The organism is Polynucleobacter rarus (genome assembly GCF_003072505.1).
Classification (GTDB): domain Bacteria; phylum Pseudomonadota; class Gammaproteobacteria; order Burkholderiales; family Burkholderiaceae; genus Polynucleobacter; species Polynucleobacter rarus.
Window position 1 is genome coordinate 2,487,754 of the sequence record NZ_NTGB01000001.1, and the last position, 14,127, is coordinate 2,501,880.

Here is a 14,127-nt window from a genome sequence, read left to right on the forward strand (position 1 = left end):
CTTGATTACTTTTAAGGCTTACTTAATTGCTAATGGATTAGTTGGTGATCCAACAGCGCCAGTAATTGGCAATGCCGGTGCAACAAACATAAACTCGTAAACACCATCCGCAGCACAATCATCCGCCAAATCTTTTAAGAAAAAGATTTCGCCCATCGTCATACCCATGATAGGAATCGTAATCCAATGCCAAGGTTGGTTAATGCCAACTTCGGATTCATTAGGACGTACTTCACAACCCCATGTGTCACTGGCTAAAGCAGCTAACTCTGTGCGTTGAATCCATTCTAATGTTTCAAAAGCAAAACCTGGCGCATCTCCACCTGGATATCCATCCCAACTACCTGCTTTAAGCTTGTCTTCCATTTGACCTGTGCGGACAATAATAAAGTCACCACGCTTAATTTCGATACCTTGTTTTTTTGCAGTTTGATCTAAATCATCACAAGTAATACCGTAACCATCAGGCAAAGTATCTAAGCCTTTGAAGCGAGCCACATCTAACAAAATACCGCGACCGACCATCTTCGTTTTGGTTTTTTCAATACCGCACTTCGCAGCACCTGCTGATGAAACTTCACGGCAATCAAAACCGTTGTACATGTAGTTGTCAAAGAATACATGGCCAAGTCCATCCCATTGTGTACCGCATTGCAATGGCATTACAACCATATCATCTGCAGCCCGGATACCACGCTTATCCAACACGCCAGAGTAAGCATCTGTACCAGTTCTTAACATAGTATGCACAGGATTAATACGACCCATTGATGGATACTTTGACTTGGCACCCTGAGGACCAGATGAATCATAATTCAAAGCAAGTGAAATTACCTTGCCCTTTTTAACTAAGCCAGCAGCCTTGACGATGTCCTCTGGTTGAGTAAAGTTGAGAGTTCCAATTTCGTCCTCCGCACCCCATTTACCCCAGTTTTTATATTTTTCAGCAGCAGCGTCTAAGTCAGCACGATTGATTTTTTTAGTCATAGTGGTCTCCTCCAAGAATTATTTACGACAACAATTTAAACAATTGTTTAAATTAACATCAAGATAAGGTTTTGTCAATATCATTTTTAAAACAATTGTCTTGTTAAGCTTTCATTTTCTATTGGCAAACTCAAACGAGATTGCCAACAATCAAAACCCGTAAGATACCTTTACACCATATTCATTGGTTCGATTTGTGGGTTCTACAGCCATGTAATTAGTTGTCGTTCCATTGCTTGTGATACTAACTGGGACCGCATCCGAGTTTTGAATGAACCAATAGCTTAAGTAAGGTGTAATTCCCCAGTTTTCCTTTAAATAAGAAACTGATAAACGTAAGCCCCAACCACTAGTTTGGGTATTATTAGCATCCGTTGCATCCGTAATGTCCCCATAGCCGGCTAAATCAGATAATTGTGACAGTACTTTACCTTTGAGTAGGTAGTCGTACTCCAACCTTGTTTCTATGATTGCGTTACTTGCAGAAGCTTTTCGAGAAATATGATCCTACTCTAGAGTCACTTCAAGGTCACTTGTTGTATTCAAAACTTAATATATCTGACTGGTCTGAATTAAATCAACGAAAAGAAAAGTTACAGTTGCTTATAAAAAAAGCAGAAGATCAAGTCCTACCATTTCAATCTACTCTTTTTTTTGATCTTCCAGAATTACATCAGTTAAGTGCTCAACATTTCGTTAATACCCATTTCCCATTAAGTCGTCATACTCCACCAAGTTTTAATAGGGTAAATAAAAATATATTAAGAATTGCCTATATTTCACCGGACTTTGGGCAGCATCCCGTTTCTTATTTAACGGCTGAACTTTTTGAATTACATGATCGAAATCAATTTGAAGTTTTTGGAGTATCTTTAAGCAATCGTCCTGATGACCCTTATCGATTAAGAATTAAAAATGCAGTAGATAGATGGCTTGGTAATCCCCCCATTAATAACTGAACTCAAAAGTAGAGTAAATTAAGCAGCCATGGCCAGCCGCTGTTTCGGGGTAAAACCGCCCAATGCCATGTTTGGACGTTGATGATTATATTTATACATCCATTGTGTTGCAAACATCTGAACTTCGTCAATACTTTGCCAATAATGCTGAGATAACCACTCGTATCGAACAGTACGATTAAATCGTTCTACATACGCATTTTGTTGAGGCTTACCTGTTGGATATGTTGAATCTGGATTTGATGCTTGGCAGCCCATTCCATCAGTTTGCCACTAATTTGATCTAAACTCCGTATCACTCTTTCGGAGGGTAATGAAAAATCCACTTCAATTCCTAAAGCCTCTCGATTAAAGTCATCAATGATATTAAACAACCTAATGCTGCGCCCATCCTCTAGCTGATCATGCATAAAATCAATTGACCATACTTGGTTGATTGCTAGTGGAACAGTTAAGGCCTCCGGCTTATCACGCACCAGACGCTTACGTGGCTTGATCCGTAGGTTTAACTCTAGCTCTCTGTAAATACGATAAATGCGTTGATGATTCCAGGTAAATTTCTTAATGTTACGCAGATACAAATAACATAGGCCAAAACCCCAAGTGCGGTTGTTATCTGTTAAACGGATCAGCCAATTAGCAATCAGCTCATTCTCGGCATTGTTCTTGGCTTGATAGCGATAACAAGACTCGCTCACGCTAAATATGGCGCAGGCCAATCGAATGGAGATTGCCTTATCTCTTACTGCCTTTTGGGCCATCTCACGTCTGCGAGACGGCCTCACCACTTTTTTGTGATGGCCTCATTTAAGATCTCCGCTTTGAGTTTCTCCTCGATATACATCTTCTTTAAGCGGGCGTTCTCAGCTTCAAGTTCCTTCATCCGAGCCATCATCGATGTATCCATGCCACCATACTTCGCACGCCATTTATAAAAAGTTGCCGTACTAATCCCTAACTCTCGACAAATCTCCGGAACTGCTAAACCACTATCAACCCTTTTTAGGGCTTCCATAATCTGACTATCTGTAAATTTTGAACGCTTCATGTAGAACTCCTCTCAATGAGAAAATTCTACTTCTAAATTCAGTTAACCTGCGGGGGGATTACCATCCAACCCTCAAGATTTTGGGGGTCAAGCTGGATTGATTGCAAAGCACTCTGGTGGGCTTCTGTAAATTTATTTTGTTGTCGTAAAGCGGATGATAAATTCGTTAACGTTGAGACGCGATCAGGCAGATATTTAAGAGACTCACGAAAATAGTTTTCTGCATTTTGAAAATCTTTTTTTTCAAGCGAATTCAGCCCTAGAATAAAGGTTTCTTTTGCTTTTTCAAAGTCTGTATTTTGATTCATTGTTTAAGCAGAATTTTTATTGCTACTTTTTCTATAAAAACGTCTTAAATCGCTTATCGATAAATAGTTTATTGCTAAAACGAAAAAAGATTTGCTGCCTGTAAACAACAAATCTTTTGAATTTTGGTGCCCCATGTCCGACTCGAACAGACCACCTACTGATTACAAATCAGCAAATATCAACTTTTCCGTTGTATTCCTTGAAGTTACTAAATCCCTTTAAACCTTTATTTTTATTGGCTTTCTTAGTTATTCTTACTATTTTAAGTATTCCTTTAAATTCCTCTAAATGCTATAATTTTGCTTACATAGTGCTTACATGGAGTGTAAATGTCTAATTCTAGTAATTTTACCATTGGCAAAATTAACAAAATGGTTTGTCCACCTGATAAACAACAAGTAATTTATTGGGATTCTAATAACTCTGGTTACTTTGGGATTAGGGTTACTCAATCTCAAGTTAAATCTTTTATTATTCAAACGAGATTAAATAAACAAACCATTAGAAAAACTATTGGGAATGTAAACCAATTAACAATTAAAGACGCCCTAGAAATTGCTCAAACAAAGTTACTTGAAATTAAAAAGGGAAATGATCCCAGAATTGCAGATGAACAGGCTATTGCAAAAATACAGATAGATAAAGCCAAAAGTAAAAATGGGTTACTTGTTTGGGATGAATATATTAAATGGGGTAAGGTTCGAGGTAAAAGAGGAAATCAACCTTGGGGTTCACGCCATGCCCAAGAACATGAAAACATGGTACGTATTGGAGGTAAGGTTCTCTCCAGAGGGGTAAGAACAGGACAGTCTAAAATTCAAGCTAATGGGGTTTTATATGATTTACTAAACCAACCATTAAAGGAAATAACCAGAGATAAAGTAGAACAATGGCTTGAGTCCTATTTAGATCGACCAGCAACTGCAAGGCTAGGCTTAGCCCTTCTTAATGCTTTTTTTACATGGCTTAGTAATCATAAAGAATATAAGAACGCCATTCATCTTGATGCCTGTTCAAAATTATTAATTAACATCCCAGCATCCAAGCCAAGAAAAGACTCATTACAAAAGCAACAGTTAAAAGTTTGGTTTGATCATATCAACCGAGGTAAAAATAAAGTTACGAAAGCTTACTTACAAATACTTGTCCTCTCTGGTGCAAGACGAAATGAACTTGCAACTCTTAAATGGGAGAATATTGATCTAGTCTGGTATGAAGGCGTTATTAAAGATAAATGGAGTGGCACTAGAGCATTTTCAATTACTCCTTATATGGCGAAACTACTTCAAGATTTACCAAAAGAAAACGAATATGTTTTTTTTAGTCCAACCTCTAAATCTGGTTATCTTGAAGAACCTAGATATGCTTTAGAAAGTGCCAATAGAAATGCTGGTATTCCTCATTTAACTATTCATGGTTTACGAAGAACTTTTAAAAATATGTCTGAATGGGTAGAAACGCCTGTTGGTATTGCATCTCAAATTATGGGGCATGAACCTAGTGGAACTGCTGAAAAACACTATACAGACCGACCAATTGATTTATTAAGGCTATGGCATACCAAGATTGAAAAGTTCATTCTTGATGAAGCTGGAATTGTTCAACCTACTCTGGATGAATTGAAAGAACAAAGAATATTAAGATTAGTTAAATAAAAGTTATCCCTAGCCTAGCCTGACGAGGTGAAAACCAAGAACCTTCCTTGGTCGGCTTAGGGGTTCTAATGAAGGGCATATTGAAGGCTATGCTTATGAATAATCATGACAATTCTGAAGATTATTGGAAATGGATTAAAGAATCCTCAAATAACTTTGAAGATGCCAAAAAAAGTGACAACTTGGAGATTCAAAAATTATTATCTGATAAATATAAATTTATTAATTGGGATTATTGGCTTGATTTTATATTCGTAGAGGATTGGATTGCAGTAGCCTTAAGTTTAGGTATTAATCCAGAATTCATTAATAGGTATCCGAATAATCAAGCTTCTAAATTTGATTACCATATTTTTGGTGGCAGTCCGAGTGACAAAATACAATTTGCTGATAGGTTAGACATTCTTCAAAATAATAAACATTCCTCTAGACTGTCTTTAGGATTAAGTAATATTTTGCTTAAAAATTTTGTGGAATGGGCTATTACTAAAAATTCATTCAAGAATATGCCCCCAGAGTTGTTGTCTTTACTAAAGCCAAAAGATGCCTCGCTATCCGAAGTATTAGCTTCAGACAACGAAAGTAAAATATTTCTTAGAGAACGCAATTATTCTGAATTTTTAAATGAAAAAATAACGCATGGAACTTGGGATAAATGTGCAGAATCCTATGGTATTTCTAGGCAACGATATAACAATTATAGAAAATTTGCTGAAAATAGAGATCATCCAAAAAGTTTAAATACTCATATTTTTAGCAATAAAGGTAAGCGAAATTGATTTGCATTTGATTTTCACTTTATTTGCACTATAAATAATAGTTATTGATATTACTAAGAATTTCTCTATGAATTAAATTTGCAGAATTTGCATCTTGTTGCAAAAGGATTTGCAAAATTCTAATGACCATACCAACTTAAAAAGAAAGGTATGGAATTATGAGTAATTCATTAAAACAGTTATTTAAAGAGGGTTCTTTCCCAGAGGTTGTATCAACTGAGGTATTTGCCCAAGCCATTAACAGGAGTCCTCAAACAGTCCGTAAATGGCATTGTTTAGATTGCGCCCCAATGGGGATTAGACCAATAAAAATAAATGGGAGATTATCTTGGAGAGTAAGTGATATTCAGAAATTATTGGAAGGTGCAACTTTATGACCTACCAAATAAAAAAGCCAACCTCTGACAATTGGCTTTCTCATAAATACACTTACAAGACTATCATAAAACAAGCCATTATTAAATTGGCTATTCATGGCTTACTTCCAATCAGCTTTACAACTTGGTTAATCAAGTTTGCGAGGTTATGCTATGAATAATTTCTATGACTTCATTCAAAACCTAGGTTATGAGCCTAATAGCGAAATCATCCCAAATAAGTTTATTCGATTTGGTAAAAATAAAAGTGTATCGGCTAAATTGTTTGCTGATGGACAAGGTGGTTATTTAAAGGATTGGCGATCTGGTGATAAACATTTTTGGTTTGCTAATGATTTTAAGAATTTATCTTCGATAGAAAGAAAGACCAGACATGATGAAATAGAACGCATTAAACAGGCTCATGAGATGAAACAAGCCCAAATCTATAAAGAGGTAGGCATTAAATCAAAAGAACTCTTTATGAGTTCTCAAGACGCCTTAGTAAGCCATCCCTATCTTCTTAGAAAGAAAGTTAAACCTTTTGACATTAGGCAACAAGGAAATAATCTTTTGATCCCTGTTTGTTCAGTTCTTGGCGAATTCCAATCCATTCAATTCATCAATCAACAAGGGGATAAATGGTTCTCTAAAGGTGGTATATCAAAAGGTGGATGTCACTTTATTGGTGAAATTTCGATGAGTAAACCTATATATATTGCTGAAGGTTATGCTACTACCTACTCGGTGTATGAAGATACAGGGTGCTTATCTATTGTGGCTTTTAACGCCATGAATCTAGTGCCTGTAGCAGTTGAGCTAAGAAAACACCTACCAGACATTGAAATCATTATTGCAGGTGATAGTGACCAGACAGGTAAACATTATGCTGAATTAGCATCTAAAACTGTTAATGGTTCAACTTCATTCCCACCCTTTACAGAGAACCAACAAGGAACAGATTGGAATGACTACTTCAAGGGGGTGTCGTAATGAGTATTGTGAAATTAAACGCCCAAAAGCCCATACCAGATGGTGTTGTATTAACAAAGGCAAGTGATATGGTAAGTAAGTCAATTGATTGGATTTGGTTTGATTGGTTAGCTAGAGGAAAACTTCATATCTTGGCTGGTTCACCATCTACAGGAAAAACTACACTAACTATGAGTATTGCGTCAATCATTTCTACAGGTGGAAATTTTCCTGATGGAAAACCATCAAAATATTGTGGTGATGTGATTATTTATACAAGCGAAGATTCCCCAGAAGATACTTTAAAACCAAGGTTGGAATTGATGGGTGCTAACTTAGATAGAATTCATTTCATCTCAGAGTTTCGCGAGAATGGGGAAAAAGTAAGTTTTAATCCATCCATGCACTTTAATAAATTATCTGAACAGATTGAAATAATCAATCAAGGTGGTGGTAATGTTCTTCTTCTTGTAGTAGATCCCATAGTAACCGCCATCAAAGGCGATATGAATCAAGCTAATGGAGTTAGGGCAGGATTACAACCATTGGTTGATTTGGGAAATAATTATCAACTTGCAACTCTTGGTATTTCTCATTTTGGGAAAGGAACTCAGGGTAGGGATACTGTCGAAAGAGTTTTGGGTTCACAAGCTTTTGGTGCATCATCTAGGATTGTTTGGGCAGTTGCTAAGAGTTCTAATGGTGAACGAGTTTTAGTCCACCCAAAAAATAATATTGGCACTGAAAATGGTGGGTTTTCTTATACAGTTGAAGTTTCCGATTTAAATGGTTGTGATGTTACCGAAATTGTTTGGGGCAACTGGTTGGATGGTCATGCAAGAGAAATTCTAATCCAATATGAAACCATTGAAGACGATGGAAATAAAGAAAAGAAAAGTGCTTTAGAGGAAGCAAAGGATTTTTTAAGAGAAATACTTGCATTCCAAGATGTTCCTGTTAAAGATATTCAAGAGGAAGCTAAGGCAAATATGATTTCAGATGCGACTTTAATTCGAGCCAGAAATGCCCTAGGAATAAAAACTAAAAAAGGTGGCATGAAAGAGGGTTGGCTATGTTGCAAGATTGAAAGTAAAACCTATCAAATTGATTAAAAGTCACCGAAGGTGGTCAAAAAAGCCGAAGATGGTCATACTATTTTAATGAGCATCTTCGCAAAAGTTGAGTATCTTCATTAGCTAGTTCTTGTAATTTAGCTTTGTCTAATTCTTGCAAGTTTACGTTTTGTTGCAATTGTTACTCTCCAAGATAATCTCCCATTATAGATTTACATGCCAACATGATTTTTATAACAGCTGAAGTTTCAAAAAGTCCTTTATGATTCCAGAATTCATCGTTTGATATTTCTATAGTTATTTTCCTCCAATTTGTTGAAACTTCAATTGAGTGTATACCTTCTACATTCTTTAATAAGCCATTGTTTATTATCGTTGATACAAATGGGTTAATATCGTAAATTCTATTTTTTATAGCGTTAGTTCTCTTGAAATAATCAACATTTTTACTCATAAACATCACCTTACCCAAGGTATTAAATCTCTCGAGTCCTTCTCCCCACAAACCTCTTTGAGGCTCCATCCATAAAGATTTTTACGCTTAGGCTCATTATTAAGTATTACCTTTTTCTCAAGGTTATATTCCATTAAGATCTCCAGAACTTATTTTTCGTAATTTATTATTCTTAAATTATGATGAATACCACCAATTATTTGCCATAGAAACGAATTAGAAACATTAACTCTTTGCAAAACATGAAGTTTTTATAAGAAGTTCAATATATTTCTTTTTCATGTGAGCAGTTAGTAGTCCTATACCTAATTTACCCTTACACTCCAAACCTTATCTTTGGGATTCCACTTCTCAACTCTATTCTAGCTATACTTGATTGCATATATCTAGGTTCTTCTGATATTCTCATCAACATTCTACTTAGCCTAATTTGTGCTACTTCACCAAATTCAGCACGTTCACCCTTGATGAACTTATAGAGAGTCTGGCGAGAGATCCCAGCAGTTTCAGCTAGTTCTGACATAGTTGGTATATCATCACCCATTGACAAGCGTTTCTGATGCCATTTAAGGGCTTCTTGAATTTGTTTGATTGATAGCGTAAATATTGATAACATTAATATATTATTTTTGCAAGTCCATCATTTATTCTTAGATTAACGTTTGCTATATAACTTCTATAAGCTTCTAAAAACTCGGATGTTACCTGAAGATCATAAGATGAGATTGTTTTTTTATCGATAGCGCAATTTTTTATATCCTCTGTAGTTTCTGCTAATTGTTTTAATAATAAATTATTAACCTTTACCTCATATTCTCTTTTAATAACGATTCTCCAAATAGTATCTTTTTGAACACATCTCATATATTGAGCTAAATCACCATCCGGAGAGGGGCAATATCGCGCTCTAACTTGCTTTGAGTGTTCTAATTTATTAGCTATTCTTCTCTCTTCTTTTTGTATAAACTCGTCAATATCAGAAATTTGTCTTACTAAACTTCTCAATATTTGAAGTGATTCCTCAGATAATTTTGAATTCATATTCGTAGATAAATTACAACGGACTTTGATTTCGAGTAATTTATTTAATCCTTTTTTTTGTAAATCACGCCTATCTGATAATTCCTCTTCGATAATATTTTTTATACCATTCTCTTTATCAATCATTTCATTCAAGAAATCCCTTGCATAGCTTTGAGTATCTAGGGCAAACACATTTAAAGCCAAAAAAAAACCAATTAAACAAGATAAAACTTTAGATCTAAGGAATTTATTGTTTAGGGACATAGACCTTTTTTCCATTGTCATTAATATAGTATTGACCACCTTGTGGGCCTGTATAGACTGGTCTACCACCACCATAATCACGAGCTTCTGAAGAATAATCTCTTGCCCTAGTTCCATCTGATCCAGAGTAGGGATTAGAGTTGCCTTGAGTTGAGTAGTTATTCCAATTAGTCGAATCTGGCGATGATTTGGTATAGCCATTTACGTAAGTGCCATCTTTTTTGGTGTATCCATTCACATATGTGTCTGCATTTGCAAAAGAACCATAAAGACAAGAAAAAACACTAAGTGATAAAAGTAATTTCTTCATACAATCCCCCATTGATATGCAACTACTATAACTAATTCCTACTACAGTGGGAAGACTTTATAGGCTTTGGCATCAAAAATCCCTAATCAGGGGGATTTCATGGAAGTATCAAAGGCTTTTGGGATTGCGTTAAGAAAACTAAGGATTTCAAAAGGACTAACGCAAGAACAGTTAGGTTTTGAGGCTGATTTAAGACGAACCTTTATTAGTTCATTAGAGCTTGGGGAAAAAAAGCCATCTTTAGAAACTATCTATCAATTAGCTATTGCTTTAGATTTGCCGATGTCTAGATTATTGAAACTCGTAGAAAAAGAAATCGAGATTTCCAAAAAGTAATTTTTTTTGGGATGGTGCTAGTTAAGGCACCCCTCGTCATTAAGACCAAACCCAAATCAATTTTGCCAATCAAATAACCATCACTTTAGGGTTAAAAATGGGGTAAATTACCCTTTGGTGCTTACATAGTGCTTACATGGTAAGCCATAAAGAAAAAGGGCTTGAAGTCCAATGACCGCAAACCCTTTATTTATTTGGTGCCCCATGTCCGACTCGAACAGACCACCTACTGATTACAAATCAGTTGCTCTACCAGATGAGCTAATGGGGCTTTAATTAAGAACTAGTATTTTATACTACTTTACTAACTTTAGATGAGATTTCGGTTTGTTTGTTGTATCTTGGTTTTCTTTTTCAATTTTAGGTTTTTGCACTGGCTTAATTTCAGGAATGTTAACCGGAAAACTCATGCCTTGGCTATTCTCTTTAGAGTAAATTGCCATCACGTGTGTGATTGGTACTAACAACTCTTTGGAGATGCCATTAAATCTTGCTTTAAAACTTATCCATTCGTTATCAATTAAGAGTTCCTGACAAGCTGTTGGTCCAATATTAAGGACAATCTCATCTTTTCTGACATACTCAATTGGAACTTGAACGGTTTCATCTACAAAAACTGACAAGTAGGGGGTAAAGCCAAAATCGATACACCACTCATGCAAAGCCCTAATTAAGTAAGGCTTTGTACTCGGTATCGCAGTTCTTTGTGACTCATCCCCAATTTGCATATTAACGACGCATTACTTTTTCTGAAGGTGTTAAAGCCTCGATATATGCTGGACGACTAAAGATTCTTTCAGCATATTTGAGTAAAGGTGCTGCATTACGCGATAAATCAATGCCGTAATGCTCGAGTCGCCAGAGTAATGGTGCGATGGCAACGTCTAACATTGAAAATTCCTCACCAAGCATATATTTGTTTTTAACAAAAATTGGGGCAAGCATTGTTAAGCGATCTCTAATTGCTAGTCTAGACTTGTCAAGAACTGCCTGAGCTGATTTACCTTTTTCGTTTTCTAAAACAGAAACGTGCACAAATAACTCTTTCTCAAAATTAAATAAGAACAATCTTGCACGTGCTCTAGCAACCGGATCAGGTGGCATTAACTGTGGGTGTGGAAAGCGCTCATCAATGTATTCGTTGATGATATTTGACTCATACAAAATTAAATCTCTCTCAACCAAGATAGGTACCTGGCCGTAGGGATTCATTACCGAAATGTCTTCTTGCTTGTTGAATAAATCGACATCACGGATTTCAAAATCCATGCCTTTTTCAAATAAAACTAAGCGGCAACGTTGTGAAAATGGGCATGTTGTACCCGAATAAAGAACCATCATAGGAGCATTTCCTTATAAAGCATCAATAGAAAAAGCAGATAACCTAAGTCATCTGCCTTGGCTCACATCAAAGAATATTAATGAATACTCTTCCAATAAGCTGCATTCAATCTCCAAGCGAAAACTGTGAATACGGCTAAGAATAGTAACACAATTACACCAATGCGCTTACGTTGTAATTGACCAGGCTCACTCATCCAAGTCAAGAATGCTGTGAGATCACCCATATTGTTATCAAATTCTTGTTGATTCATTTTGCCAGGAGTAAGCTGTTCAAAGCCGACAAAATGCTCACCACCGCCGTGTTCACCTTTAGCCTCTTCGAATTTGGCAACACGCTCTCCTTGTAACTCCCAAAGGATGTGTGGCATACCGACGTTTTTGTATACCAAATTATTCCAACCAGTCGGTCTTGAATCATCACGGTAAAAAGTACGAAGGTAAGTGTAAATCCAGTCTGAACCTCTTGATCTTGCTTCTACAGATAAATCAGGAGGAGCTTTACCGAACCACTCTTTTGATTCTTTTTCAATCATGGAGATTTTCATCAAATCGCCCACTTTTTCGCCAGTAAACAAAAGATTTTGCTTGATTTGTTCATCTGAAAGGCCAATATCACGTAAACGGTTATAACGCATACTCACCGCACTGTGACAATTGAGGCAGTAGTTGACGAAAATCTTTGCACCATTTTGTAAAGCACTCATGTCGTTTAAACGATCTGGTGCTTTATCTAAAGGGTACCCCGCTTCGTTAGCTAAACCTAAACCTGCAACTGAAATACTCAATGCCAGCAATCCAGCTTTACATAAATTTAAAATTGTTTTCATTTTATTATTCATTATTTTCAACCTTAGTGCGCTGCAAAAGTTACACGGTCAGGAACTTGTTTAAATGTGCCGATCTTACTCCAGTAAGGCATCGCTAAGAAGAATCCAAAGTAGAAAATAGTACAAACTTGGGCAACTTTCTCTGCAATTGCTGAAGGTGGTTGAATACCTAAATAACCCAAAATCACGAAACAAACTACAAATACCCCGTAAATATACTTATGAAAACCCGGTCTGTAGCGAATTGATTTTACTGGTGAGTTATCTAACCAAGGTAGGAAGAAGAAGATAACAACGGAACCACCCATTACTAACACACCCCAAAATTTCGCATCTAAGAAGTGAAATCCTAAACCAAGAATAACTAAAATTACCCCAAAAATCGCTTTAGTTTTGATCGCAGCACCTCTTGAGGCCATCCAAAACATTACTGCTGCAAAAATCCACATGGGTAGCAGGAACTCAGATGTTGTCGCACGAAGCATGGAGTAGAACGGCGTGAAATACCATACTGGAGCAATGTGTGGAGGTGTTTGAAGTGGATTTGCTGGCACGAAATTATTGGCTTCTAAGAAGTATCCACTCATTTCGGGAGCGAAAAATACTACAAAAGCAAAAATCATAGCAAAGACCCCAACACCCATCACGTCATGTACTGAATAGAACGGGTGGAAAGGAATACCATCCAATGGAATACCTTTAGAATCCAACGTTTCTTTAATTTCAACACCATCAGGATTGTTTGAGCCGACTTCATGCAACGCCACAATGTGAGCTGCAACTAGACCAACCAAAACGAGTGGAATAGCAATCACGTGGAATGAGAAGAAACGATTCAATGTCGCATCACCAACCACATAGTCGCCACGGATCCAAAGTGATAAATCAGGGCCAATAATTGGAATCGCAGAGAATAAGTTCACAATCACTTGTGCGCCCCAATAGGACATTTGACCCCAAGGTAGCAAATAACCGAAGAACGCTTCAGCCATTAAACACAAGAAAATAGTACAACCAAAAATCCATACTAATTCACGGGGCTTACGATATGAGCCATAAATTAGGCCGCGGAACATGTGCATATATACCACAATGAAAAACATGGAAGCGCCAGTAGAATGCATATAACGCACCAACCATCCCCATGGAACTTCACGCATGATGTATTCAACAGATTGGAAGGCTTTTTCTGCATCAGGCTTGTAATGCATTACCAGGAAAATACCAGTAATGATTTGTAAAGCTAGTACAAGAATCGCTAAAGATCCGAAAAAATACCAGAAGTTAAAATTCTTCGGTGCGTAATACTCAGTTAAGTGTGCCTTGACAGTGGATGTTAATGGAAAACGGGAATCAACCCATGCCAATAATTTTTCTCCACTTCCCGCATTAGCTGAGACTTCTTTTTCATGAAATGCCATTACTGATCTC

At 36.6% G+C, this 14,127-nt stretch carries 18 protein-coding genes, 1 tRNA gene and 1 pseudogene; 7 read left to right on the top strand and 13 right to left on the bottom strand.

The genetic code is table 11. The annotated features are described in order from the left end of the window. Nucleotides 1–18: 18 nt before the first annotated feature. Together AOC35_RS11910 and AOC35_RS11915 are read right to left on the bottom strand one after the other, a co-directional pair. Nucleotides 19–987: a cyclase family protein gene (locus AOC35_RS11910; RefSeq protein ID WP_108647289.1), complete on the bottom strand. Its 969-nt coding sequence runs from the start codon at nucleotides 985–987 to the stop codon at nucleotides 19–21. Between the two features lie 150 nt (nucleotides 988–1,137). Continuing rightward, nucleotides 1,138–1,443, bottom strand: a complete 306-nt coding sequence (locus tag AOC35_RS11915) for a hypothetical protein (protein WP_108647290.1) — start codon at nucleotides 1,441–1,443, stop codon at nucleotides 1,138–1,140. A 143-nt stretch (nucleotides 1,444–1,586) separates the two neighbouring features. Between AOC35_RS11915 and AOC35_RS11920 the strand changes: the two genes are divergently transcribed. Then, nucleotides 1,587–1,946: an O-linked N-acetylglucosamine transferase family protein gene (locus AOC35_RS11920; RefSeq protein WP_211307516.1), complete on the top strand. Its 360-nt coding sequence runs from the start codon at nucleotides 1,587–1,589 to the stop codon at nucleotides 1,944–1,946. An 18-nt stretch (nucleotides 1,947–1,964) separates the two neighbouring features. Here AOC35_RS11920 and AOC35_RS11925 read toward each other — a convergent pair. Together AOC35_RS11925 and AOC35_RS11930 are read right to left on the bottom strand one after the other, a co-directional pair. Continuing rightward, nucleotides 1,965–2,994: pseudogene (locus AOC35_RS11925) on the bottom strand (IS3 family transposase). Nucleotides 2,995–3,032: 38 nt separating this feature from the next. Next, nucleotides 3,033–3,302 (bottom strand): tetratricopeptide repeat protein, encoded by a 270-nt coding sequence (locus AOC35_RS11930; RefSeq protein ID WP_108647292.1) that lies wholly within the window; start codon nucleotides 3,300–3,302, stop codon nucleotides 3,033–3,035. A 330-nt stretch (nucleotides 3,303–3,632) separates the two neighbouring features. Between AOC35_RS11930 and AOC35_RS11935 the strand changes: the two genes are divergently transcribed. The 5 genes from AOC35_RS11935 (at nucleotide 3,633) to AOC35_RS11955 (ending at nucleotide 8,177) form a co-directional block, all read left to right on the top strand. Continuing rightward, complete coding sequence (locus AOC35_RS11935; protein ID WP_108647293.1) at nucleotides 3,633–4,958, top strand: integrase family protein; 1,326 nt, start codon at nucleotides 3,633–3,635, stop codon at nucleotides 4,956–4,958. Nucleotides 4,959–5,053: 95 nt separating this feature from the next. Beyond that, a complete protein-coding gene (locus AOC35_RS11940; protein ID WP_159077573.1) occupies nucleotides 5,054–5,737 on the top strand; it encodes a hypothetical protein in 684 nt (227 codons plus the stop codon). Nucleotides 5,738–5,895: 158 nt separating this feature from the next. Next, nucleotides 5,896–6,114, top strand: coding sequence for a hypothetical protein (locus AOC35_RS11945; protein WP_108647295.1), 219 nt, complete (start codon nucleotides 5,896–5,898; stop codon nucleotides 6,112–6,114). Nucleotides 6,115–6,267: 153 nt separating this feature from the next. Beyond that, entirely contained in the window at nucleotides 6,268–7,086 is an 819-nt protein-coding gene (locus AOC35_RS11950; RefSeq protein ID WP_108647296.1) for a toprim domain-containing protein, read from the top strand. Further along, nucleotides 7,086–8,177, top strand: a complete 1,092-nt coding sequence (locus AOC35_RS11955) for an AAA family ATPase (RefSeq protein ID WP_108647297.1) — start codon at nucleotides 7,086–7,088, stop codon at nucleotides 8,175–8,177. Before AOC35_RS11950 ends, AOC35_RS11955 begins: the two co-directional genes overlap by 1 nt. A gap of 142 nt (nucleotides 8,178–8,319) precedes the next feature. Here AOC35_RS11955 and AOC35_RS11960 read toward each other — a convergent pair whose 3' ends face one another. The 4 genes from AOC35_RS11960 to AOC35_RS11975 all read right to left on the bottom strand — a co-directional run bounded on the left by AOC35_RS11960 (nucleotide 8,320) and on the right by AOC35_RS11975 (nucleotide 10,189). Then, a complete protein-coding gene (locus AOC35_RS11960) occupies nucleotides 8,320–8,592 on the bottom strand; it encodes a hypothetical protein (RefSeq protein WP_159077574.1) in 273 nt (90 codons plus the stop codon). A 316-nt stretch (nucleotides 8,593–8,908) separates the two neighbouring features. Next, a complete protein-coding gene (locus tag AOC35_RS11965; RefSeq protein WP_108647299.1) occupies nucleotides 8,909–9,208 on the bottom strand; it encodes a hypothetical protein in 300 nt (99 codons plus the stop codon). Next, nucleotides 9,208–9,879 (bottom strand): hypothetical protein, encoded by a 672-nt coding sequence (locus AOC35_RS11970; RefSeq protein ID WP_108647300.1) that lies wholly within the window; start codon nucleotides 9,877–9,879, stop codon nucleotides 9,208–9,210. The genes AOC35_RS11965 and AOC35_RS11970 overlap by 1 nt, the downstream gene beginning before the upstream one ends. Next, nucleotides 9,863–10,189, bottom strand: a complete 327-nt coding sequence (locus tag AOC35_RS11975) for a hypothetical protein (RefSeq protein ID WP_159077575.1) — start codon at nucleotides 10,187–10,189, stop codon at nucleotides 9,863–9,865. The genes AOC35_RS11970 and AOC35_RS11975 overlap by 17 nt, the downstream gene beginning before the upstream one ends. A gap of 99 nt (nucleotides 10,190–10,288) precedes the next feature. Here AOC35_RS11975 and AOC35_RS11980 point away from each other — a divergent pair, with 99 nt between their 5' ends. After that, the gene (locus AOC35_RS11980; RefSeq protein WP_108647302.1) at nucleotides 10,289–10,525 is read left to right on the top strand and encodes a helix-turn-helix domain-containing protein; all 237 of its coding nucleotides are present in this window, start codon (nucleotides 10,289–10,291) and stop codon (nucleotides 10,523–10,525) included. 195 nt (nucleotides 10,526–10,720) lie between these two features. On the opposite strand, the gene AOC35_RS11985 is transcribed toward AOC35_RS11980, so the two are convergent. The 5 genes from AOC35_RS11985 to AOC35_RS12005 form a co-directional block, all read right to left on the bottom strand. Further along, a tRNA-Thr gene (locus tag AOC35_RS11985) sits at nucleotides 10,721–10,796 on the bottom strand. Between the two features lie 25 nt (nucleotides 10,797–10,821). Next, complete coding sequence (locus tag AOC35_RS11990; RefSeq protein WP_108647303.1) at nucleotides 10,822–11,253, bottom strand: ClpXP protease specificity-enhancing factor; 432 nt, start codon at nucleotides 11,251–11,253, stop codon at nucleotides 10,822–10,824. Between the two features lies 1 nt (nucleotide 11,254). Continuing rightward, nucleotides 11,255–11,866 carry a glutathione S-transferase N-terminal domain-containing protein gene (locus AOC35_RS11995; protein ID WP_108647304.1) on the bottom strand — a complete coding sequence of 204 codons (612 nt, stop codon included), beginning with the start codon at nucleotides 11,864–11,866 and terminating at the stop codon, nucleotides 11,255–11,257. A 77-nt stretch (nucleotides 11,867–11,943) separates the two neighbouring features. Continuing rightward, nucleotides 11,944–12,696 carry a cytochrome c1 gene (locus AOC35_RS12000; RefSeq protein ID WP_245898505.1) on the bottom strand — a complete coding sequence of 251 codons (753 nt, stop codon included), beginning with the start codon at nucleotides 12,694–12,696 and terminating at the stop codon, nucleotides 11,944–11,946. A 23-nt stretch (nucleotides 12,697–12,719) separates the two neighbouring features. After that, entirely contained in the window at nucleotides 12,720–14,117 is a 1,398-nt protein-coding gene (locus AOC35_RS12005; RefSeq protein ID WP_108647306.1) for a cytochrome b, read from the bottom strand. Nucleotides 14,118–14,127: the final 10 nt, after the last annotated feature.